The following is a 17,637-nucleotide window of genomic DNA, read 5'->3' as shown; positions in this document are numbered from 1 at the left end:
CTCAGCCGGGCAGGCTGCGGCAGCCCAGCGCGGCCAGCAGGCCGTGCACCGCGGGCAGGGCGACCAGCCAGGGTGCGGCCAGGGTGAGCAGGCCACCGGTGCCGATCAGCGCGGCACCGGCGAGGCGGCCGCGCGGGGTGCGTGCAAGCCCGGCAAGCCGCGCGCCGCTGTAGCCCAGCAGCACCATGGCAGGCAGGGTGCCGGCGCCGAAGGCCAGCATCAGCAGGGCGCCATGCAGGGCGCTGGCTTCCAGCCAGGCGGCGGTGAGCAGGGTGAGCGAGAGGCCGCAGGGCAGCCAGCCCCAGAGCAGGCCCTGTGCCCAGGGGCGCAGGCGCGGATGCGCGGGCAGCCTCTCGCGCAGCGGGGCGAGCCAGCGCCACAGCGGCAGGGCCGGCAGTGCGCCGGCGGTGGCGAAGCGCGGCAGGGCGATGCGCAGGGCGGTGTAGAGCAGCACCAGGCCGACCGCCACCCGCAGGCCGGTGGCGAGGCCGGGCAGGGCGAGCAGGCCGAGCAGCCCGGCGCCGAGGCCGCCAGCGAGCGCGCCGGCAAGGCCATAGCCCAGTACCCGCCCGAGGTTGCTCGCCAGCGCGCGGTAGGCCGCGTCTTCCGCCGGGCCGTGGCTGCCGAGCCCGGCGGCGATGCCGCCGCACATCGCCCCGCAGTGCGGTGTGCCGAGCAGGCCGGCGAGGAAGGCGGCGCCGAGCACGATCAGGTCAACCGGCATCGCGGGGCGGCTCCTCGTCCTCGCCCAGGATGTCGAGCGGCGGGGTGTCCAGGTCCTCGAACTGGCCGCTGCGCACCGCCCAGACGAACACCGCCACGGCGATGCCCACCAGCACCAGCGAGATCGGGATCAGGAACAGCAGCACGGTCATGGCGGGGTCCGCCCGATGCGCCAGGCATTGGCAGTGACGGCGAGCGAGGACAGGGCCATGCCCAGCGCCGCCAGGCCCGGGCCGATGAAACCGAGCGCGGCGAGCGGCAGCACCAGTGCGTTGTAGGCCACGGCCCAGCGCAGGTTCTGCCGGATCACGCTTTGGGTCTGCCGCGCCAGGGCGATGGCCCAGGGCAGGCGCGAGAGGCGCTCGCCGCAGAGCACCAGATCGGCCTGGCGCTGCGCCAGCGCCGTGCCTTCGCCCATGGCCACCGAGACATCGGCCGCGGCCAGCACGCCGGCATCGTTGCTGCCATCGCCCACCATCAGCACCCGCCGGCCGTCGGCCTGCAGGCGGCGCAGTACGGCGAGCTTGTCCTCGGGGCCCTGGCGCGCCCAGCGCGGTGCCTGCCCGAGCCCCAGCCGCGCGGCCAGCGCCGCCACCCGTGCCTCGGCATCGCCGCTCAGCAGGGCCAGCTCGAGCCCGGCCGCGCGCAGGGCGGCCACGGCCTCGGCGGCATCCTCGCGCGGGGCATCGTCGATCTCGAAGCGGGCCACGGCCTGCCCCTCGCGGGCGAGCCACAGCGCGCCCCCGTCCTCGCCGGCCTCGCCGCCGGCAAGGGCGAAGCTGCGGCGGCCGAGGCGCCAGCAGGCTCCGTCGAGCAAGGCCTCCACGCCCTGCCCGGGCACCGGGCGCACCCGTTCCGGGGGCGGGCCCGCCGCTTCGCCGAAGGCCCGGGCCAGCGGGTGCTCCACCGCCGCCTCGATGCGGGCGGCGAGTGCGCGGCAGGCCTCGGCCGGCCATCCGGCCAACGGCGTGAGGGACAGCAGCCGCGGTTCGCCGCGGGTCAGGGTGCCGGTCTTGTCGAACACCACGGTGGTGATGCCGGCCAGCCGGGGCAGGGCCTCCGGGCCCAGCACCAGCAGGCCGTGCTCGGCCAGCCGGGCCTGGGCCCGGGCGATGGCGGCGGGCACGGCAAGCGCGAGGGCGCAGGGGCAGGTGGCCACCAGCACGGCAAGGCCGATGGGGAAGGCCCGGGGCGGATCGATCACAGACCAGACTGCCATCACGGCCAGGGCCAGCAGCACGGTCACGCCCACCACCCGCCGCGCCCAGGCCTCGGCCCAGTCCACCTGCGCCGGACGCTGGCCGCGCAGGGCCTCCACCCGGCGGGCGAAGCGCGAGAGCGAGCTCGCCTCGCCGACCGCGGTGGCGCGCAGGCGCAGGCTGCCGCGGTGTACCAGAGCGCCGGCCGGCAGCGTCTCGCCGCGGCGGCGGTGGCGCGGGGTGGATTCACCGCTCAGCACGGCCTCGTCCAGCCAGGCCTCGTCCTCCAGCAGCACGCCGTCGCAGGGCAGGGCGGCCCCCGCGCCCACCCGCACCACGTCGCCCACCGCCAGCCGGCGCGCCGGCACCTGCTCCAGCGTGCCGTCGGCGCGCTCGCGCCAGGCGAAGGCCGGCTGGGCGCCGGCGATGGCGTCCAGCCGCGCCTGGCCGCGTTCGCGCAGGCCGGCTTCGAGGTGGCGGGCGGCGAGCAGGAAGAACACGAACATCACCGCGGCGTCGAACCACACCTGCGGGCCGCCGCGCAGGGTCTCCAGCACCGAGGCCCCCCAGGCCAGCAGCACGCCGCTGCCGATCAGGGTGTCCATGCCCGGCAGGCGGTGCCGCAGCTCGTTGGCCATGCCGCGCAGGAAGGGCGCGCCGGCCCAGAACACCACCGGGGCCGAAACCGCGGCAGTGAGCCAGCGGAAGGCGTCGCGGGTGGCGAGCGGCATGCTGCCGTCCACGTCGAGGTACAGGGCCTCGGAGAACATCATCGCCTGCAGGGTGCCGAGACCGGCCACGCCGAGGGCCACCAGGCGCCGGCGGCGGGCGCGGCGGCGGGCCTGCTCCTGCGCCGGGCTCGCCACCAGCGAGGGCGTGTAGCCGAGCCGGGCGATGCGCTCGAGCAGGGGCGAGAGCGCGGTCTGCGCCGGGTCCCAGACCAGTCGCACCCGGCCTTCCACCGCATTCGCGCTCACCTCGCGCACCCCGGGTGCGGCGCGCAGGGCCTTGTCCACCAGCCAGGCGCAGGCGGCGCAGTGCATGCCGCCCACCGCCAGCCGCAGGCAGCGGCCCTCGTCCACGGCCTCGCTGTGCTCGGCCAGCACCTCCTCGCGGTCCCAGTCGCGGAAATCCGTCGCGCCTTCCGGGCGCGGCCCGGGGGCGCTGCGCCAGCGGTAGTAGTCGCCAAGGCCCGCCTCCTCGATGAAGCGCGCCGCCGCCGCGCAGCCCTCGCAGCAGTAGGCGCGGCGTGCCGCGCCCTCGCCGTGCCAGCGCGGGGCCGGGGCCGCTTCGCCACAGTGGGCGCAGATCGGCAGGCCGGGGCTCCCGGCGTCAGCGGGCGACATCGCGCTCGCCTCCGCCATCGCCGAGGGCCGGCGCCAGCGTGGCCTGCCCCGCGCCCGGCGCCCAGCGCCCGACCAGCCGCCAGCCGCCGCCCGCGGGGCCAAGCGCGAGCCGCCAGTGCACCCCGGGATCGAAGGCCGGGCCCCCCCAGCCATCGTTCCGGGGCTGGAGCGGCAGGTCGCGGTCGCGGGCGGCCTCCAGCGGGTGCTCGAGGTGCAGCACGAGGTCCGTCTCCGGCGCGTTTCCGCGCAGCCGCAACCGGACTTCCGCCCCCTCCAGCGCCAGTTCGGCCGAGAGCCCGAGCCGGCGTGCCGCCTCGTCCTCCGCCCAGTCGCGCACCTGCACCTGCGCCGTGCGCCGCACCGGCTCGCCCACGGCGTCGAGCCCGCCGCGGCCGATGATCCAGAGCGTGGCCGCGCCGGCCGCGAGGGTGGCGAGCGGCAGGGCGAGGAGGACGAGGACGACGGGATTGCGCACGGGCAGGGACAGGGCGGCGGGCAGCTTGGGCAGCCTAGGGCCCAGCCTCGCCCCGGGGCTTGCGCTCGGTCAAGGCGCGAGCGTCAAGGACGGCAAATCCTAGGGTTTCAGCACTGCGCCGATGCCGCGCCGGGCATACGCTCTTTCGCCATGATCAAGGCCGTCCCCATCGACCGCGTCCGCCCCGGCATGTGGTTCCACCGCCTCGGCGGTTCGGGCTACCACCATGCCTTCGTGAAGAACGGCTTCCTGCTGGAGGCCCGCGACATCGAGCTCCTCGCCCAGGGCGGGATCGAGGAGCTGCTGATCGACACCACGAAGGGGCTGGACGTCGAGGAGGCGCCGGCAGTGGCTCCCGGGCCGGTTTCACCGCCGCCGGACGAACTCGCGCCCCCGCCGGAGCCTGCGCCGGCCGCCGTGGCGCCGCCTCCCGCGGAGACCGTCCCGCCGCCGGCCGCGCCGCCGGCCGCGCCGCTCGAGCCGCGGACCAGCATGGACCTCGAGATGCAGCGCGCCCGGCAGATCCGCGAGGAGGCCCGGGCGCAGGTGGTGGCCCTGTTCAACGATGCCCGGCTGGGCCGGGCCATCCAGCCGGAGGCGGTGATGCCGCTCGTCGAACAGGTCAACGACTCCGTGGCCCGCCATCCCGACGCCCTGCTCAGCGTGCTCCGGCTCAAGACCCACGACGAGTACACCTACCTGCATTCGGTGGCGGTCTGCGCCCTGATGGTGGCCCTGGGGCGGCGGCTCGGCCTGCCCGAGGCGCAGGTGCGCGACGCCGGGGCCGCCGGCATGCTGCACGACATCGGCAAGGCGGCCATGCCGCTTTCGGTGCTGAACAAGCCCGGGGCGCTCACCGACGAGGAGTTCCGCATCATGAAGTCGCATCCCGAGCGCGGCTTCGAGATGCTGAAGCAGGCCGGCACCGCCTCGGAGGCGGTGCTCGACGTGGCCCTGCATCATCACGAGAAGTTCGACGGCACGGGCTATCCGCACCGCCTGCAGGGCGAGGACATCGCCCTGATGGCGCGGATGGGCGCGGTCTGCGACGTGTACGACGCCATTACCTCGAACCGCCCCTACAAGCGGGCCTGGGGGCCCGCCGAATCGCTGCAGCGGATGATCAGCTGGAAGGGCCACTTCGACGAGCGGGTGCTCAAGGCCTTCATCCGCAGTGTCGGCATCTACCCGGTGGGCGCCCTGGTGCGGCTGGAGTCCGACCGCCTCGCCGTGGTGCTGGAGCAGGGCGAGGGCTCGCTGCTCACCCCGCGGGTGCGGGTGTTCTTCAATGCCAGGAAGCGCGAGCCGGTGTTCATCAAGGACCTCGATCTTTCCGCGCCCGACTGCGGCGACCGCATCGTCGGTCTGGAATCGGCCGAGAAGTGGAACTTCCCCAATCTCGACCGGCTCTGGCAGGCGCAGTGAGTGCCGCGCGCCGGGCCGGGTGGCAGCCCCCGGCCGGGACAGCCCCTCAGAACGGCCCGAAGAAGCGGGTCTCCTCGCTGGCGCTGGCCTCGCCGTCCTCGGAAGCCACCCGCAGGCGCAGGTCCACCCGGCCCTTCACCGCCCCCGGCGGGGCCGAGAGGGTGACCGGCACGTTGCGCACCTCGCCCGCCGCCATCGCGATCGGCCCCGGGTCGGCGCTGATGGCGATGCCGGCCGGGGCATTCTCCAGCGTCACCCGGAAGGTGCGCGGCACCTCGGCCTTGTTGATGATGCGCAGCGTGTAGCCGTTTTCCACCCTGCCCTCGGCGGCCACCCGGTAGAGCGCATTGCGGTCGCGCAGTACGTCCACCACCACCGGGGCGCGCAGCACGATGCCAAGAGCGATGGCCAGCGTCACCGCCACCAGCAGGCCGGCATAGACCAGCACGCGCGGGCGCAGCACCCGGGTGGGCTTGCCATCCACCGCATTCTGGCTGCTGTAGCGCACCAGCCCGCGTGGGTAGCCCACTTTGTCCATCACCGAGTCGCAGGCGTCGATGCAGGCGCCGCAGGCGATGCACTCGTACTGCAGGCCGTTGCGGATGTCGATGCCGGTGGGGCAGACCTGCACGCACAGGGTGCAGTCGATGCAGTCGCCCAGGGCCTCGCCGCTGGCCGGCTCGCGCTCTTCCACCGGCAGCGCGGTATCGAGCAGCGAGGTGGTGCCACGGGCCCCGGCGGCGCGGCTGGCGGCGCTGGCATGGTGCGCCGACCAGCGCACCCAGGCATCGGCCTCGTCCACCGGCAGCAGGCCGCGGTCGCGCTCCAGCACGCTGGCAAGGCTGCCGCTGCGGCGCGGCCCGCGCGGCTCGCCGCGGCGCTGGTCGTAGGCGATGATCAGGGTGTTGCGGTCGAACATCGCGCTCTGGAAGCGCGCGTAGGGGCACATGTACTTGCACACCTGCTCGCGCAGGAAGCCGGCGTTGCCCCAGGTGGCGAGGGCGTAGAACAGGGTCCAGAAGGTCTCGTAGCCGCCCCATTCGAAGGGCAGCAGCCGGGCGCCGAGATCCCGGATCGGGGTGAAGTAGCCGACGAAGGTGAAGCCGGTCCAGAGGGCGAACAGCAGCCAGAGCAGGTGCTTGGCGCCCTTGCGCAGCCATTTCTCGCGGGTCCAGGGGCCGGCATCGAGCTTCATGCGCTTGGCGCGGTCACCCTCGGTCCAGCGCTCCATCCACAGGAAGACCTCGGTCCACACCGTCTGCGGGCAGGCATAGCCGCACCACAGCCGCCCGGCCAGCGCGGTGAAGAAGAACAGCGAGAAGCCGGCCAGCACCAGCAGCAGGGCGAGGAAGATGAAGTCCTGCGGCCAGAACACCAGGCCGAAGACATGGAACTTGCGCGCCGGCAGGTCCCAGAGCACGGCCTGCTGGCCGTCGATCTCGATCCAGGCCACGCCATAGAACAGGCCCAGCAGCACGAAGACCGCGAGGTGGCGCAGGCGCTGGAAGCGCCCCTTCACCTCGCGCGGGTAGACCTTGGCCTCGGAGACGTAGAGGGACCCGTCGTCCACCACCTTCAGCGGCAGCGGCTTGCCCATGGATCAGCCATCCTTCAGTGGCACGTTGAAGCGGCTCGCCGGGCGCAGCAGGATCCAGGTGAACAGGCTGGCGCTGGCGGTGGCGGCCCAGAACATGAAAAAGCAGATCGTGTAGCCCAGGCCCCGGCCGATCTCGAGCTTGAGGTCGGGGAAGGTGATGTCGCGCAGGTCCAGGGGATCGACGAAGGCGAAGAACACCATCGTCATCACCCCGGCGCTGAAGAACGAGGGCCAGAGGATGGCCCCGAGGCGCTGGGTCCAGCTCCTCGGGGGATGTTCGATGCGCGGCTCGCCGTCCATGGTCTCAGGGCTTCGCCGGTCCGGCCGCATCGGCGCCGGCGTTCAGGGAGTGGACATAGGCGGCCACCAGGCGGATGCGCTTCGGTCCCAGCACCGCCTCGAAGGCCGGCATCTCGCCGCGGCGGCCCTGCAGGATGCCTTCGCGGATGGTGGCAAGGTCACCGCCATAGAGCCAGGTGTCGTCGGTGAGGTTCGGTGCGCCCAGGGCCGGGTTGCCTTTGCCGTCGAGCCCGTGGCAGGCGGCGCAGACCACATCGAACTTGGCCTTGCCCACCGCCCGCAGCGCCGGATCCACCGGGCGGCCCGAGAGCGACTGCACGTAGCTCGCCACCGCCGTCACCGTGGCATCGTCGCCCACCGCCGCGCCCAGCGCCGGCATCACGCCGATGCGGCCATGGGTGATGGTGGTGAGCAGGGTGTCCTCGTCGCCGCCCCACAGCCAGTCGCCGTCGGTGAGGTTGGGGAAGCCCCGTGCGCCGCGGGCATCCGAGCCATGGCACTGGGCGCAGTAGTTGGCGAACAGGTTGCGGCCCACGGCCAGCGCTTCCGGCGAGCGGGCGATCTCGGCCAGCGGCATCGAGGCATAGGCGCCGTAGCGTTCGGCGAACTCGGCATCGGCCTTCCTCTTGGCGATGTCGTGCTGCTTCGCCGAGCTCCAGCCCAGCGTGCCCTCGACGTTGCCGAGGCCGGGGTAGAGCACCACGTAGCCGATGGTGAAGACGATGGTGAGATAGAACAGGTTGATCCACCAGCGCGGCAGCGGCTTGTTGTACTCGGTGATGTTGCCGTCCCACACGTGCCCGGTGGTCTCACCCTGCGGCAGCCCGCTGCCGCGGCGCTTCGAGGTGTACCAGAGCAGGAAGACGCAACCGGCGATGTTCAGCACCACCAGCACGATGACGAACCAGGACCAGAAGGCGCTCACGGACGGTCCTCCCCGGCATTGTCCTCGAGCGGCTGGCGGGCCATGCGCTCGAAGTCGGACGGCTTGCGCAGCACGAAGAGCCAGAACACGCCGCCGAGGAAGGCGGCGAGCAGGGTTGCAGTCACGATTCCAGCCAGCATGGGATCAGCCTCGGGGTGCGTGCTTGCCGAGGCCCTGCAGGTAGGCCACCAGCGCGTCGAGTTCGGACTTGCCCTCCACCGCCTGCGCGGCACCGGCGATCTCCTCGTCGGTATAGGGGTGTCCCAGGGTCTTCAGGGCCTGCATGCGGCGGGCCAGCGCCTGGCCGTCCACCGGCCGTTCGGCCAGCCACGGGTAGCCCGGCATGTTCGATTCCGGCACCACGTCGCGCGGGCGCATCAGGTGCACCCGGTGCCAGTCGTCGGAGTAGCGGCCGCCCACGCGGGCGAGGTCCGGGCCGGTGCGCTTGCTGCCCCACTGGAAGGGGCGGTCGTACACCGATTCGCCGGCCAGCGAGTAGTGGCCGTAGCGCTCGGTCTCGAAGCGCAGGGTGCGCACCATCTGCGAGTGGCAGTTGTAGCAGCCCTCGCGCACGTAGATGTCGAAGCCGGCCTGCTCCAGCGCCGGCCGCGGCTTCATCCCCGGCAGCGGCTCGACCTGCTCGGCCGAGTACATCAGCGGCACGATCTCGGCAAGACCGCCGAAGCTGATCGCCACCGCGATCAGCACGCCCATCAGGCCCACGTTCTTCTCGATCTTCTCATGGCTCATCGCGGCAGCTCCTTCAGGCGTGGGCCGGTTCCAGCACCGGGTTCTCCACCACCCCGCGGGCGGACTGGAGGGTGCGGTAGACGTTCACCACCATCAGGGCCATGCCGTAGAGCACCAGCAGGCCGCCGACGAGCCGCACCAGGTAGTACGGATAGGTGAACTTCACGATCTCGATCCAGGCGTAGGTCAGGGTGCCGTCGAGGTTGGTGGCGCGGCTCATCAGCCCCTGGCCGATGCCCGAGACCCACATCGAGGCGGCATAGAGCACCACGCCGATGGTGTGCACCCAGAAGTGCTGGTCGATCAGCTTCACCGAGGCCATCTGCTTTAAGCCCACGCACTTCGGGATCAGCATGTAGATGGCGCCGATCGAGATCATCGCCACCCAGCCGAGCGCGCCGGAATGCACGTGGCCGATGGTCCAGTCGCTGTAGTGCGAGAGGGCGTTCACCGACTTGATCGACATCATCGGGCCCTCGAAGGTGCTCATCATGTAGAACGACAGCGACACGATGAGGAACTTCAGGATCGGGTCGGTACGCAGCAGGTGCCACACGCCCGAGAGGGTCATGATGCCGTTGATCGCGCCGCCCCAGCTCGGCGCCAGCAGCACCAGCGAGAACACCATGCCGAGGCTCTGCGCCCAGTCGGGGATGGCGGTGTACTGCAGGTGGTGCGGGCCGGCCCACATGTAGATGGCGATCAGCGCCCAGAAGTGCACGATCGACAGCCGGTAGCTGTAGATCGGCCGGCCGGCCTGCTTCGGCACGAAGTAGTACATGATCCCGAGGAAGCCGGCGGTGAGGAAGAAGCCCACCGCGTTGTGGCCGTACCACCACTGCACCATGGCGTCGACCGCGCCCGAGTACACGGGGTAGCTGTGCAGGGCGCCGGTGGGCAGGGCCAGGGAGTTGACGATGTGCAGCACCGCCACGGCGATGATGAAGGCGCCGTAGAACCAGTTGGCCACGTAGATGTGGGCCACGCGGCGGATGGCGATGGTGCCGAAGAACAGCACCGCGTAGGCCACCCAGACCACGGCGATGGCGACGTCGATCGGCCAGATGAGCTCGGCGTACTCCTTGCCCTGGGTGTAGCCCAGCGGCAGCGAGACGGCGGCGGCGACGATGATCGCCTGCCAGCCCCAGAACACGAAGCTCGCCAGCCTGTCGGAGATCAGCCGCACGTGGCAGGTGCGCTGCACCACGTAGAGCGAGGTGGCGAACAGCGCCGAGCCGCCGAAGGCGAAGATCACGGCGTTGGTGTGCAGGGGTCGCAGGCGCCCGAAGCTCAGCCAGGGCAGGTCGAAGTTCAGCGCCGGCCAGTACAGCTGTGCGGCGAGGAAGACGCCGACGGCCATGCCGACGACGCCCCAGACCACGGTGGCGATGGCGAACTGCAGCACCACCTTGTCGTTGTAGGTCGCGGAAGGAGCAGTGGGGCTCATGACGGGCCTCATGGATGAAAGCCGCGTCATGGTCACCGAGGGGCGTCCACCTGCCCTTGACCGGGGTCAAACGCCACCCGGTCTGCGCATCCGGCCCCCGGGAAGAGCGGGAAACAGGGCTGCCGGAAAAACACAATAAAAATCAAGATGCTTGATTGATACGGGATAACTGTTTCGTCATGAAACTGTTACTTGAATCAACATTTATGGCGAGGCTATGACGCGTCGGTGACGAAAGCGTGACCGGCAGCTCGCCCCAGCGCTTTCCGATCGACACCCCGCGATTCGACCGCGCGACGGCGGCCTGCCTCGAGGCCCGCCGCAGGGCGGTACGGCCTGCGGGGGCGACCGGGACCGACGAAAGAGCGGAGGCGGTCGCGCAGGGCCGGCGTCGCCCGGCGGGGAAGGGGAGCCCCGCCGGGTGCCGTTCCGGATCGGCCAGTGCCGCCGGCCCCAAGGACGCCAGGGCGGAGACCCGACCACCGCAGCACACCACATCCACGACCAGGGGATACACCACCGTGAACCGAAAGACCCTCAAGCCCCATGCCCTCGCCCTCGCCCTGATGGCCGCGATGGCGCCCATGGGAGGCGCCTTCGCCGCCGGCGAGGCGCGCATCGTCAACAAGCTGGCCGTCGAGTCCGGCGCCGAGTACACCGGCTTCATCGTCAAGTTCCGCGAAGGCACGCCCGAGCGGGCCGATGCCAGCCGCGTGGCCCGGGCGCTGGCCGGCCCCGAGGCGGTGATGGCCAAGGCCTCGCGCGCCGGCGCGCCGGGCCTGCGCCACTTCCGCCGCATGTCGCTCGGCGCCGACGTGGTGCGCCCCTCGCGCGCCCTGAGCCGCGCCGAGGCCGTGCAGGTGATGGAACAGCTCGCCGCGCTGCCGGGCGTCGAGTACGTCGAGCCCGACCTGATCATGCGCCCGGCCCTGACCCCGAACGACCCGCGCTACAGCGAGCAGTGGGGCTTCAGCAGCCCGACGGCGGGCATCCGCGCCAACACCGCGTGGGATCTGGCGACGGGGGCCGGCATCCGCGTGGCCATCCTCGACACCGGCAGCACCTCGCATCCCGACCTCGATGCGAACACCATCGCGGGCTACGACTTCATCAGCAATGCCACGACCGCCAATGACGGCGGTGGCCGCGATTCGAACCCCGCCGATCCCGGCGACTGGACCACCGGCCAGTGCGGTCCTGCCAGCAATTCCAGCTGGCATGGCACCCATGTGGCCGGCACCGTCGCGGCCGTGACGAACAACGCCACCGGCGTCGCGGGCACCGCGTTCGGCGCGAAGATCTTCCATGCCCGCGTCCTTGGAACCTGCGGCGGCTCCACCTCCGACATCGCCGATGCCATCACCTGGGCCTCGGGCGGTACGGTCTCCGGCGTGCCCACGCTTTCCGATTCGCAGAAGGCGCATGTCATCAACATGTCGCTGGGCGGCTCCGGCTCCTGCGGCACCACCACCCAGAACGCCATCAACGGCGCGGTGAGCCGCGGCACCACCGTGGTCGTGGCGGCCGGCAACAGCAATGCCAACGTCTCCGGCTTCACCCCGGCGAGCTGCAACAACGTCATTGCCGTGGCCTCGATCACCAGCAGTGGCGCGCGCTCCAGCTTCTCCAACTACGGCGCGCTGATCGATGTTTCGGCCCCGGGCTCGAACATCCTCTCCACCCTCAACAGCGGCACCACCACCCCGGGCAGCGAGAGCTATGCCAGCTACAACGGCACCTCGATGGCAGCCCCGCACGTGGCCGGCACCGTGGCCCTGGTGCAGAGCCGCCGCCTCGCCCTCGGCCTGCCGCTCTACACCCCGGCCCAGGTCGAGCAGCTGCTGAAGGACACCGCCTACCCGCTGCCGGGCGCCTGCTCGGGCGGCTGCGGCGCCGGCATCATCGATGCCCGCCGCGCGGTCGAGGTCGCGGGTGGTGGCGGTGGTGGTGGCGGCGGCACCCAGACCTACACCAACGGCACCGACTACCAGATCCGCGACTTCACCACGGTGGAATCGCCGATCACGGTCTCGGGCCGCTCGGGCAACGCGCCGAGCAACACCGCGGTGGCCGTGGACATCCGCCACACCTACCGCGGTGATCTTCTGGTGCAGCTGGTGGCGCCGGATGGCTCGCTCTACACCCTGTCGAACCGCAGCGGCGGCAGCGCCGACAACATCATCGGCACCTACACCGTGAACCTCTCTTCCGAGGCCATCAACGGCACCTGGCGCCTGCGGGTGAACGACAACGCGGCCGGCGACACCGGCTACATCAACAGCTGGAGCATCACCTTCTGACGCCGTGAATGCCGCCGCAAGGCAGGCCGGGGCCCGCGCCAGTCGCGGGCCCCGTTTTTTTTCGGTTTCCTCCCCCGATAAAGAAAGGCGGCGCGAATCTTCAGGGAGAGCAGGGCTTGCTTGACCTGCCGCCCCCGCGCCCCGGGCGCATTGTCTTTTGATGTCATTTCCAGTATTGTGAATTCACTGGATTCATTCATTAACGCTTGATGTCATGGCCACGGTCACGGTCAGAAACCTGCCGGACGAGGTGCACCGCGCCCTGCGGGTGCGGGCCGCGATGCACGGCCGCAGCACCGAGGCCGAAATCCGCGACATTCTCGAGTCGGCCGTCCGCCCACCGGAGCGGCTTCGCCTGGGGACGGCCCTGGCCGACCTGGGGCGGCGGGTGGGGCTGACCAATGAAGACATCGAGGCATTCGAACACCTGCGCGACAAGACCCCGGCCACCCCGTTGAGGATGGGATGATCCTGCTCGATACGAATGTCGTCTCCGAGGCGATGCGGATCGAGCCGAATCCCGCCGTACGGACGTGGCTGGATGAGCAGGCGGCTGAGACCCTCTACCTGTCGAGCGTAACGCTTGCCGAGCTGTTGTTCGGCATCGCGGCCCTGCCCTCCGGTCGGCGCAGGGATTCGCTCTCGCAAACGCTGGATGGTCTGCTGGCCCTGTTCGAGGGGCGCATCCTTGCCTTCGATATCGACGCCGCCCCTCACTATGCCGAACTGGCCCTTGCTGCCCGCGTCGCAGGGAGGGGCTTCCCTACGCCAGACGGCTATATCGCCGCCATCGCGAAAGCCCACGGCTTCCTCATCGCTACCCGCGATACCGCGCCGTTTCTCGCGGTCGGCCTGCAGGTCATCAATCCGTGGGAAGCCCCGCCGAAGCGGGGCATCCCTGGTTCCCGATGACAACGCGGCTCAGAAGCCGCCGCGCACGCCGGCCGGCCCGTCTTCAGTCGATCGGCTCGAAGCGGTTCGCCGCCACGTTCTTGCGCACCTTCATCGGGTCCCAGATGCGGCCGTTCATGGCGATGTACACGCCCGGCGGGCGCGACTGCACGGCGCCTACGGCGCAGCCCACGTTGAACTCGGCGTCCGAGCCGCGGAAGCGCGCCGGGTTGAGGGCGCCGGTGAGCACGATGGTCTTGTCCAGCCCGGCCAGCACCTTCGCCGTCTCCACCATGGTGTCGGTGCCGTGGGTGATCAGCACGTGGCGCTGCGGCTGCGCGGCGATCAGGGTGCGCAGCATCGCCCGGTCCTCGTCGGTGATGTGCAGGCTGTCCTTGCGCAGGGCCGGCACCACGGTGAAGCGGAAGGCCACGCCCAGCTCGCGGAGGATGTTGCCGATCTGCGGCTCGCCCACCTGGTAGTCCGACTTGTCGTCGAAATACACCTTGTCGATGGTGCCGCCGGTGGTGACGATCAGGAGTTCGTCCATGGCCTTGCGCTGGCTGTGCTCGAAGGGCGCAAAGTCTACTCCGTCGGTGGGCTGCGGCGGCGGGCGGCGCGGGCCTTCAGCCCCTGCCAGCTCGCCGCCACGACGAGCGCCACCGACAGCGCCGTCTCGGTGGCGGCCAGCGCCATGACCGCGGGGTTGGCCCACAGCTCGGTCACGCCATGGCTGAAGTGGAACAGGGCGGCCAGCCCGCCCCAGAAGCCGGCGCTGGGGCGCCCCAGCAGGGCCAGCAGCAGGGCAGGCAGCAGGGGCAGGGCCATCGCGGTGGCGGCGAACCAGGGCGGCAGCACCGTGGGCGGGGAAAGCCACAGGTACCAGGCGGGCTGCAGCAGCCACAGGGCGAGGATCAGCAGGGTGAGCCCGGGGCGCTTCATGCCGAGAGCTTCCGGGCAAGCCAGGCCACGCGGCGGCCCAGCGCGCGGGCCAGGCTGGCTTCCACCTCGGCCAGCGCCGGGTCGTCGCCCGGCCCCGCCACATGGCTGGCGCCATAGGGCGTGCCGCCGGCGGTGGTGCTGGAGAGCGCGGCTTCGGTGAAGGGCAGGCCCACGATCAGGCAGCCATGGTGCAGCAGGGGCAGGTGCATCGAGAGCAGGGTGCTTTCCTGCCCGCCGTGCATCGAGGCGGTGGAGGTGAACACCGCGGCCGGCTTGCCCACCAGCGTGCCGGAGGCCCACTCGGCCCCGGTGCCGTCGAGGAAGTGCTTCATCGGCGCGGCCATGTTGCCGAAGCGGGTGGGGCTGCCGAGCAGCAGCCCGGCACAGTCGGCCAGGTCCTGGCGCTCCACATAGGGCGCGCCCTCCGGGGGCACCGGCGGCGCCGCGGCCTGGGTGATGGCGGCCACCGGCGGCACGGTGCGCAGCCGGGCCTGCATGCCCTCCACCGACTCGATGCCGCGGGCGATCTGGCGGGCCAGGGCGGCCACCGAGCCGCCGCGGCTGTAGTAGAGGACGAGGATGTCGGGCATGCGGAGGCTCCGGAGCGGGGCGGCGAAGGCTAGCGCATCCTGCCGGCCCCCGTGGCAGGGCGGCGTCATCGCCGGAGGCGGCGAAGCCCGGGGCGGGAACGGGTAGGCTTGCCACCATGCCTGCCGCCCCGTCTCCCTTCGCCGTGCTGCGCCGCTGGGCCCAGCGCATCGACCACGAACGGATCACCACCTTCGCGCGCTTCCTCGCCCGGCGCTTCATCGACGACCGCTGCTTCGAGTCGGCTGGCGCTCTGGCCTACACCACGGTGTTCGCCCTGGTGCCGCTGTTCGCCGTGGTCTTCGCCGTGCTGGCGGGCTTCCCGGTGTTCGATGCCTGGACCCAGGCCCTGGTGGACTTCGTCTTTGCCAATTTCGTGCCCGAGGCCGCCTCGGCGGTGGCCGGCACCCTGCGCGAACTGGCCGGCAGCGCGCGCCAGCTCAGCACCAAGGGCGTGGTCGCGCTGGCCGCTTCGGTGCTGCTCACCATGCTGGCCATCGAGCAGACCTTCGACCGCATCTGGCGGGTGGCCACGCCGCGCTCCACGCTGTGGCGCATCGTCGTGTACTGGACCCTGCTCACGCTCGGCGCCCTGCTGGCCGGGGCCAGCCTCGCCGCCAGCACCTGGCTGTTCGGCGCCCCGGGCAGCGAGGGCGCGGGGCAGGGCGGCGCGGCCCTGCGCCTGATGCCGAGCCTGGTGGCCTTCGTGGTGTTCACCGCCGCCTACCGGCTGATCCCCAACCGCCCGGTGCCGCTGCGTTTCGCCGTGGCCGGCGGCCTGCTCGCCACCCTGCTGTTCGACGCCGCCAAGCTGCTGTTCGCCACCTACCTGCGCAACACCAACTACGAGCAGATCTACGGCGCGCTGGCGGTGATCCCGATCTTCCTGCTCTGGGTGTGGCTGAGCTGGCTGGTGGTGCTGCTCGGCGCCTCGCTGGCCGCCTCGCTGGGCGCCTTCCGCTACCAGCCGCGGGCCCTGCGCCTGCCGCCGGGGGCCGAGCTCTACGCCTGCCTGCGCCTGCTGGCGCGGCTGGAGGAGAGCCGGGGCCATGGCCGCGGCCTCGATGCCGCCGCCCTGCGCCAGCTCGAGCCCGCGCTCACCGACGACCTCTGCCAGCGCCTGCTGGAAGGCCTTGCCGGGCTCGACATCGTGCAGCGCGGCGAATCCGGCGCCTGGCTGCCGGTGCGTGACCTGCGCACGGTGAGCCTCGAGGACCTGCATGAGCGCCTCGGCCTGCGCCTGCCCCCGGCCGACTGCAGCCTGCCCGGGGCCAACGACCCCATTGGTCAGGCCGCGCTGGCCGCCCTGCGCCACCTGCGACAGCCCCTCGACGCCGCCCTGCGGCATCCTGTCTCCGATTTCCTCGTCCCGGGTTCCCGCTGATGCCCTTCCGCTCCCTGCCGCTTGCCGCGGCCCTCGCCTGCCTGATCGCCTGCACTCCCGCCGGGGAGGGCGCCGCCCCGCCACAGGACACCGCCCCGGCGCCTGCCAGCGCCGCGTCCGATGCTGGCGACGCCGTCCCGCCGGCCTCCTCCCGCGAGTTCCCGGCCCTGGTGGTCGAGACCGTGGACCATGGCCGCTTCGAGCTCGCCGCCCACCGCGGGCAGTGGGTGGTGGTGAACTTCTGGGCCACCTGGTGCGCGCCCTGCCTGAAGGAAATCCCCGACCTCAACGCCCTCGACGCCCGCGAGGACGTGCAGGTGGTGGGCCTCGCCTACGAGGAGACCACGGCGGAGGACCTGCGCGCCTTCTACGCCGCCAAGGTGCGCCCCACCTACCCGGTGGCCATCGTCGACGTGTACGCGCCGCCGGCCGACTTCGAGACCCCGCGCGGCCTGCCGCTCACCATCCTCGTCGACCCCGCCGGCAAGGCGGTGCATACCTTCCTCGGGCCGGTGACGAAGCGCGACATCGAGATGAAGCTCGGCGAACTCGCTGCCGGCGGAGTGCCTGAGTCAGCCGGCGCCTGATTCCGGGCGCTTCGAGTCCCCGGGCCCGGCGGTGTCATCCGTGTCCGCCGGTGCGTCCAGCCATGCGCGCAGCGCGGCCATCTCCCTTGCGAATCCGCCGGTGACCACCGGCCCGCGCAGGGCGTCGTGATCCGGTTCGACCGTGGCGAAGGGCTGCAGCAGCGCGTGGCCGCAGGCATCGCAGAGATCGGCGCTCACCAGGCTGCCATCGCCCCAGGCCGAACCGAAGCCGGCATGCAGGCGGATGTGCAGCACCTCCCCGAGGTTGATCGGATCGTGGATCACCGCCTTGCAGCGGTCGCAGCGCACGGCGGCGATGCGCGGCATGCCGGGCGTGGAGCGGTCGAGGATCAGGCTCATGCGTGGACTCCCTTGGGCTTGAATGCGCACGGGCCACGGCCCGGGCGGGACGCAGCGGGTGGCAAGCAGGGGAGCCACATCAGCGTGGCAGCGGGAAGCTAGGGTGGTGGGCGGGAGGCGTCAAGGGGCACCGGTTTTGCTGGCATCGCCTTGCACATGGCCGATAGGAAAGAGGCGCAGAACCCCCGCGATCAGCCGATGCCAGAGCATCAGCAACCCGATGGCGCACAGACCGAGTAGTGCAGCGGCGAGAAGAACGAGCAAGGTCATGCCTTTATGGTGTCACATTGGGGGCGTGTGACGGCTCGTAGGGGCCGCGTTTACGGGGGGCGACGTTGAAACGCATCGAGGATAGGTGAGCCGCGGTCGATCCCCGCGTGCGCGGGGAAGACGCGAGG

General features: G+C 71.6%; 21 protein-coding genes. 6 read left to right on the top strand and 15 right to left on the bottom strand.

Annotation, left to right across the window (positions count from 1 at the left end; all coding sequences use genetic code 11):
- Nucleotide 1: 1 nt before the first annotated feature.
- The 4 genes from G408_RS0108240 to G408_RS14805 are packed head-to-tail and all read right to left on the bottom strand — an operon-like array spanning nucleotide 2 to nucleotide 3,743.
- On the bottom strand, nucleotides 2–724 hold the full coding sequence (locus tag G408_RS0108240) for a sulfite exporter TauE/SafE family protein (RefSeq protein ID WP_028770712.1): 723 nt from the start codon (nucleotides 722–724) through the stop codon (nucleotides 2–4).
- Nucleotides 714–875, bottom strand: coding sequence for a cbb3-type cytochrome oxidase assembly protein CcoS (ccoS, locus tag G408_RS0108235; protein ID WP_028770711.1), 162 nt, complete (start codon nucleotides 873–875; stop codon nucleotides 714–716). The genes G408_RS0108240 and ccoS overlap by 11 nt, the downstream gene beginning before the upstream one ends.
- Entirely contained in the window at nucleotides 872–3,268 is a 2,397-nt protein-coding gene (locus G408_RS0108230; RefSeq protein ID WP_028770710.1) for a heavy metal translocating P-type ATPase, read from the bottom strand. The genes ccoS and G408_RS0108230 overlap by 4 nt, the downstream gene beginning before the upstream one ends.
- Nucleotides 3,255–3,743, bottom strand: coding sequence for a FixH family protein (locus tag G408_RS14805; RefSeq protein WP_051282799.1), 489 nt, complete (start codon nucleotides 3,741–3,743; stop codon nucleotides 3,255–3,257). The genes G408_RS0108230 and G408_RS14805 overlap by 14 nt, the downstream gene beginning before the upstream one ends.
- A 150-nt stretch (nucleotides 3,744–3,893) precedes the next feature.
- On the opposite strand from G408_RS14805, the gene G408_RS0108220 reads away from it, so the two are divergent.
- A complete protein-coding gene (locus G408_RS0108220) occupies nucleotides 3,894–5,168 on the top strand; it encodes an HD-GYP domain-containing protein (RefSeq protein ID WP_028770709.1) in 1,275 nt (424 codons plus the stop codon).
- 46 nt (nucleotides 5,169–5,214) lie between these two features.
- On the opposite strand, the gene G408_RS0108215 is transcribed toward G408_RS0108220, so the two are convergent.
- From G408_RS0108215 to ccoN, 6 genes are read right to left on the bottom strand one after another with little or no spacing between them, the layout of a single operon-like run.
- Nucleotides 5,215–6,765, bottom strand: a complete 1,551-nt coding sequence (locus tag G408_RS0108215; RefSeq protein WP_028770708.1) for a 4Fe-4S dicluster domain-containing protein — start codon at nucleotides 6,763–6,765, stop codon at nucleotides 5,215–5,217.
- Nucleotides 6,766–6,768: 3 nt separating this feature from the next.
- Nucleotides 6,769–7,065 (bottom strand): hypothetical protein, encoded by a 297-nt coding sequence (locus G408_RS0108210; protein ID WP_037412833.1) that lies wholly within the window; start codon nucleotides 7,063–7,065, stop codon nucleotides 6,769–6,771.
- A gap of 4 nt (nucleotides 7,066–7,069) precedes the next feature.
- Complete coding sequence (gene ccoP, locus G408_RS0108205) at nucleotides 7,070–7,990, bottom strand: cytochrome-c oxidase, cbb3-type subunit III (protein WP_028770706.1); 921 nt, start codon at nucleotides 7,988–7,990, stop codon at nucleotides 7,070–7,072.
- On the bottom strand, nucleotides 7,987–8,130 hold the full coding sequence (locus G408_RS15330) for a cbb3-type cytochrome c oxidase subunit 3 (RefSeq protein ID WP_156890109.1): 144 nt from the start codon (nucleotides 8,128–8,130) through the stop codon (nucleotides 7,987–7,989). Before G408_RS15330 ends, ccoP begins: the two co-directional genes overlap by 4 nt.
- A gap of 4 nt (nucleotides 8,131–8,134) precedes the next feature.
- Nucleotides 8,135–8,740 (bottom strand): cytochrome-c oxidase, cbb3-type subunit II, encoded by a 606-nt coding sequence (gene ccoO / locus G408_RS0108195; protein ID WP_028770705.1) that lies wholly within the window; start codon nucleotides 8,738–8,740, stop codon nucleotides 8,135–8,137.
- Between the two features lie 13 nt (nucleotides 8,741–8,753).
- Nucleotides 8,754–10,187: a cytochrome-c oxidase, cbb3-type subunit I gene (ccoN, locus tag G408_RS0108190; RefSeq protein WP_028770704.1), complete on the bottom strand. Its 1,434-nt coding sequence runs from the start codon at nucleotides 10,185–10,187 to the stop codon at nucleotides 8,754–8,756.
- A 575-nt stretch (nucleotides 10,188–10,762) separates the two neighbouring features.
- On the opposite strand from ccoN, the gene G408_RS0108185 reads away from it, so the two are divergent.
- The 3 genes from G408_RS0108185 to G408_RS0108175 all read left to right on the top strand — a co-directional run bounded on the left by G408_RS0108185 (nucleotide 10,763) and on the right by G408_RS0108175 (nucleotide 13,399).
- Entirely contained in the window at nucleotides 10,763–12,487 is a 1,725-nt protein-coding gene (locus G408_RS0108185; protein WP_425423348.1) for a S8 family serine peptidase, read from the top strand.
- A 214-nt stretch (nucleotides 12,488–12,701) separates the two neighbouring features.
- Nucleotides 12,702–12,956: a FitA-like ribbon-helix-helix domain-containing protein gene (locus tag G408_RS0108180; protein ID WP_028770702.1), complete on the top strand. Its 255-nt coding sequence runs from the start codon at nucleotides 12,702–12,704 to the stop codon at nucleotides 12,954–12,956.
- On the top strand, nucleotides 12,953–13,399 hold the full coding sequence (locus G408_RS0108175; RefSeq protein WP_028770701.1) for a type II toxin-antitoxin system VapC family toxin: 447 nt from the start codon (nucleotides 12,953–12,955) through the stop codon (nucleotides 13,397–13,399). The genes G408_RS0108180 and G408_RS0108175 overlap by 4 nt, the downstream gene beginning before the upstream one ends.
- A gap of 43 nt (nucleotides 13,400–13,442) precedes the next feature.
- Here G408_RS0108175 and G408_RS0108170 read toward each other — a convergent pair whose 3' ends face one another.
- Genes G408_RS0108170 through wrbA form a run of 3 tightly spaced genes read right to left on the bottom strand, consistent with a single transcriptional unit; the run spans nucleotide 13,443 to nucleotide 14,910 of the window.
- Nucleotides 13,443–13,928: an asparaginase domain-containing protein gene (locus G408_RS0108170; protein ID WP_028770700.1), complete on the bottom strand. Its 486-nt coding sequence runs from the start codon at nucleotides 13,926–13,928 to the stop codon at nucleotides 13,443–13,445.
- Nucleotides 13,929–13,963: 35 nt separating this feature from the next.
- Nucleotides 13,964–14,320 (bottom strand): DUF2069 domain-containing protein, encoded by a 357-nt coding sequence (locus tag G408_RS0108165; protein WP_028770699.1) that lies wholly within the window; start codon nucleotides 14,318–14,320, stop codon nucleotides 13,964–13,966.
- Nucleotides 14,317–14,910 (bottom strand): NAD(P)H:quinone oxidoreductase, encoded by a 594-nt coding sequence (gene wrbA / locus G408_RS0108160; RefSeq protein WP_028770698.1) that lies wholly within the window; start codon nucleotides 14,908–14,910, stop codon nucleotides 14,317–14,319. The genes G408_RS0108165 and wrbA overlap by 4 nt, the downstream gene beginning before the upstream one ends.
- A gap of 116 nt (nucleotides 14,911–15,026) precedes the next feature.
- Here wrbA and G408_RS0108155 point away from each other — a divergent pair, with 116 nt between their 5' ends.
- Nucleotides 15,027–16,292, top strand: coding sequence for a YihY family inner membrane protein (locus tag G408_RS0108155; protein WP_051282798.1), 1,266 nt, complete (start codon nucleotides 15,027–15,029; stop codon nucleotides 16,290–16,292).
- Entirely contained in the window at nucleotides 16,292–16,879 is a 588-nt protein-coding gene (locus tag G408_RS13835; protein ID WP_051282797.1) for a TlpA family protein disulfide reductase, read from the top strand. Before G408_RS0108155 ends, G408_RS13835 begins: the two co-directional genes overlap by 1 nt.
- Here the strand turns inward: G408_RS13835 and G408_RS13830 are convergent.
- Nucleotides 16,865–17,239: a hypothetical protein gene (locus G408_RS13830; protein ID WP_037412831.1), complete on the bottom strand. Its 375-nt coding sequence runs from the start codon at nucleotides 17,237–17,239 to the stop codon at nucleotides 16,865–16,867. The genes G408_RS13835 and G408_RS13830 overlap by 15 nt on opposite strands.
- Nucleotides 17,240–17,359: 120 nt before the next feature.
- Nucleotides 17,360–17,509, bottom strand: a complete 150-nt coding sequence (locus tag G408_RS15325) for a hypothetical protein (RefSeq protein ID WP_156890108.1) — start codon at nucleotides 17,507–17,509, stop codon at nucleotides 17,360–17,362.
- Nucleotides 17,510–17,637: the final 128 nt, after the last annotated feature.

The organism is Silanimonas lenta DSM 16282 (assembly GCF_000429065.1).
In the GTDB taxonomy this organism is placed as follows: domain Bacteria; phylum Pseudomonadota; class Gammaproteobacteria; order Xanthomonadales; family Xanthomonadaceae; genus Silanimonas; species Silanimonas lenta.
This window is presented reverse-complemented; position numbering and strand designations above follow the sequence as displayed.

Excerpts from the sequence above, each read along its gene's own strand:
- G408_RS0108215 (WP_028770708.1), bottom strand. The coding sequence starts at position 6,765 with ATGGGCAAGCCGCTGCCGCTGAAGGTGGTGGACGACGGGTCCCTCTAC.
- G408_RS0108220 (WP_028770709.1), top strand. The coding sequence starts at position 3,894 with ATGATCAAGGCCGTCCCCATCGACCGCGTCCGCCCCGGCATGTGGTTC.
- G408_RS0108210 (WP_037412833.1), bottom strand. The coding sequence starts at position 7,065 with ATGGACGGCGAGCCGCGCATCGAACATCCCCCGAGGAGCTGGACCCAG.
- ccoN (WP_028770704.1), bottom strand. The coding sequence starts at position 10,187 with ATGAGCCCCACTGCTCCTTCCGCGACCTACAACGACAAGGTGGTGCTG.
- G408_RS0108155 (WP_051282798.1), top strand. The coding sequence starts at position 15,027 with ATGCCTGCCGCCCCGTCTCCCTTCGCCGTGCTGCGCCGCTGGGCCCAG.
- G408_RS0108240 (WP_028770712.1), bottom strand. The coding sequence starts at position 724 with ATGCCGGTTGACCTGATCGTGCTCGGCGCCGCCTTCCTCGCCGGCCTG.
- G408_RS13830 (WP_037412831.1), bottom strand. The coding sequence starts at position 17,239 with ATGAGCCTGATCCTCGACCGCTCCACGCCCGGCATGCCGCGCATCGCC.
- G408_RS0108230 (WP_028770710.1), bottom strand. The coding sequence starts at position 3,268 with ATGTCGCCCGCTGACGCCGGGAGCCCCGGCCTGCCGATCTGCGCCCAC.
- G408_RS0108185 (WP_425423348.1), top strand. The coding sequence starts at position 10,763 with ATGGCGCCCATGGGAGGCGCCTTCGCCGCCGGCGAGGCGCGCATCGTC.
- wrbA (WP_028770698.1), bottom strand. The coding sequence starts at position 14,910 with ATGCCCGACATCCTCGTCCTCTACTACAGCCGCGGCGGCTCGGTGGCC.
- G408_RS0108180 (WP_028770702.1), top strand. The coding sequence starts at position 12,702 with ATGGCCACGGTCACGGTCAGAAACCTGCCGGACGAGGTGCACCGCGCC.
- G408_RS0108175 (WP_028770701.1), top strand. The coding sequence starts at position 12,953 with ATGATCCTGCTCGATACGAATGTCGTCTCCGAGGCGATGCGGATCGAG.
- ccoO (WP_028770705.1), bottom strand. The coding sequence starts at position 8,740 with ATGAGCCATGAGAAGATCGAGAAGAACGTGGGCCTGATGGGCGTGCTG.
- G408_RS13835 (WP_051282797.1), top strand. The coding sequence starts at position 16,292 with ATGCCCTTCCGCTCCCTGCCGCTTGCCGCGGCCCTCGCCTGCCTGATC.
- G408_RS15330 (WP_156890109.1), bottom strand. The coding sequence starts at position 8,130 with ATGCTGGCTGGAATCGTGACTGCAACCCTGCTCGCCGCCTTCCTCGGC.
- ccoS (WP_028770711.1), bottom strand. The coding sequence starts at position 875 with ATGACCGTGCTGCTGTTCCTGATCCCGATCTCGCTGGTGCTGGTGGGC.
- G408_RS0108165 (WP_028770699.1), bottom strand. The coding sequence starts at position 14,320 with ATGAAGCGCCCCGGGCTCACCCTGCTGATCCTCGCCCTGTGGCTGCTG.
- G408_RS0108170 (WP_028770700.1), bottom strand. The coding sequence starts at position 13,928 with ATGGACGAACTCCTGATCGTCACCACCGGCGGCACCATCGACAAGGTG.
- G408_RS15325 (WP_156890108.1), bottom strand. The coding sequence starts at position 17,509 with ATGACCTTGCTCGTTCTTCTCGCCGCTGCACTACTCGGTCTGTGCGCC.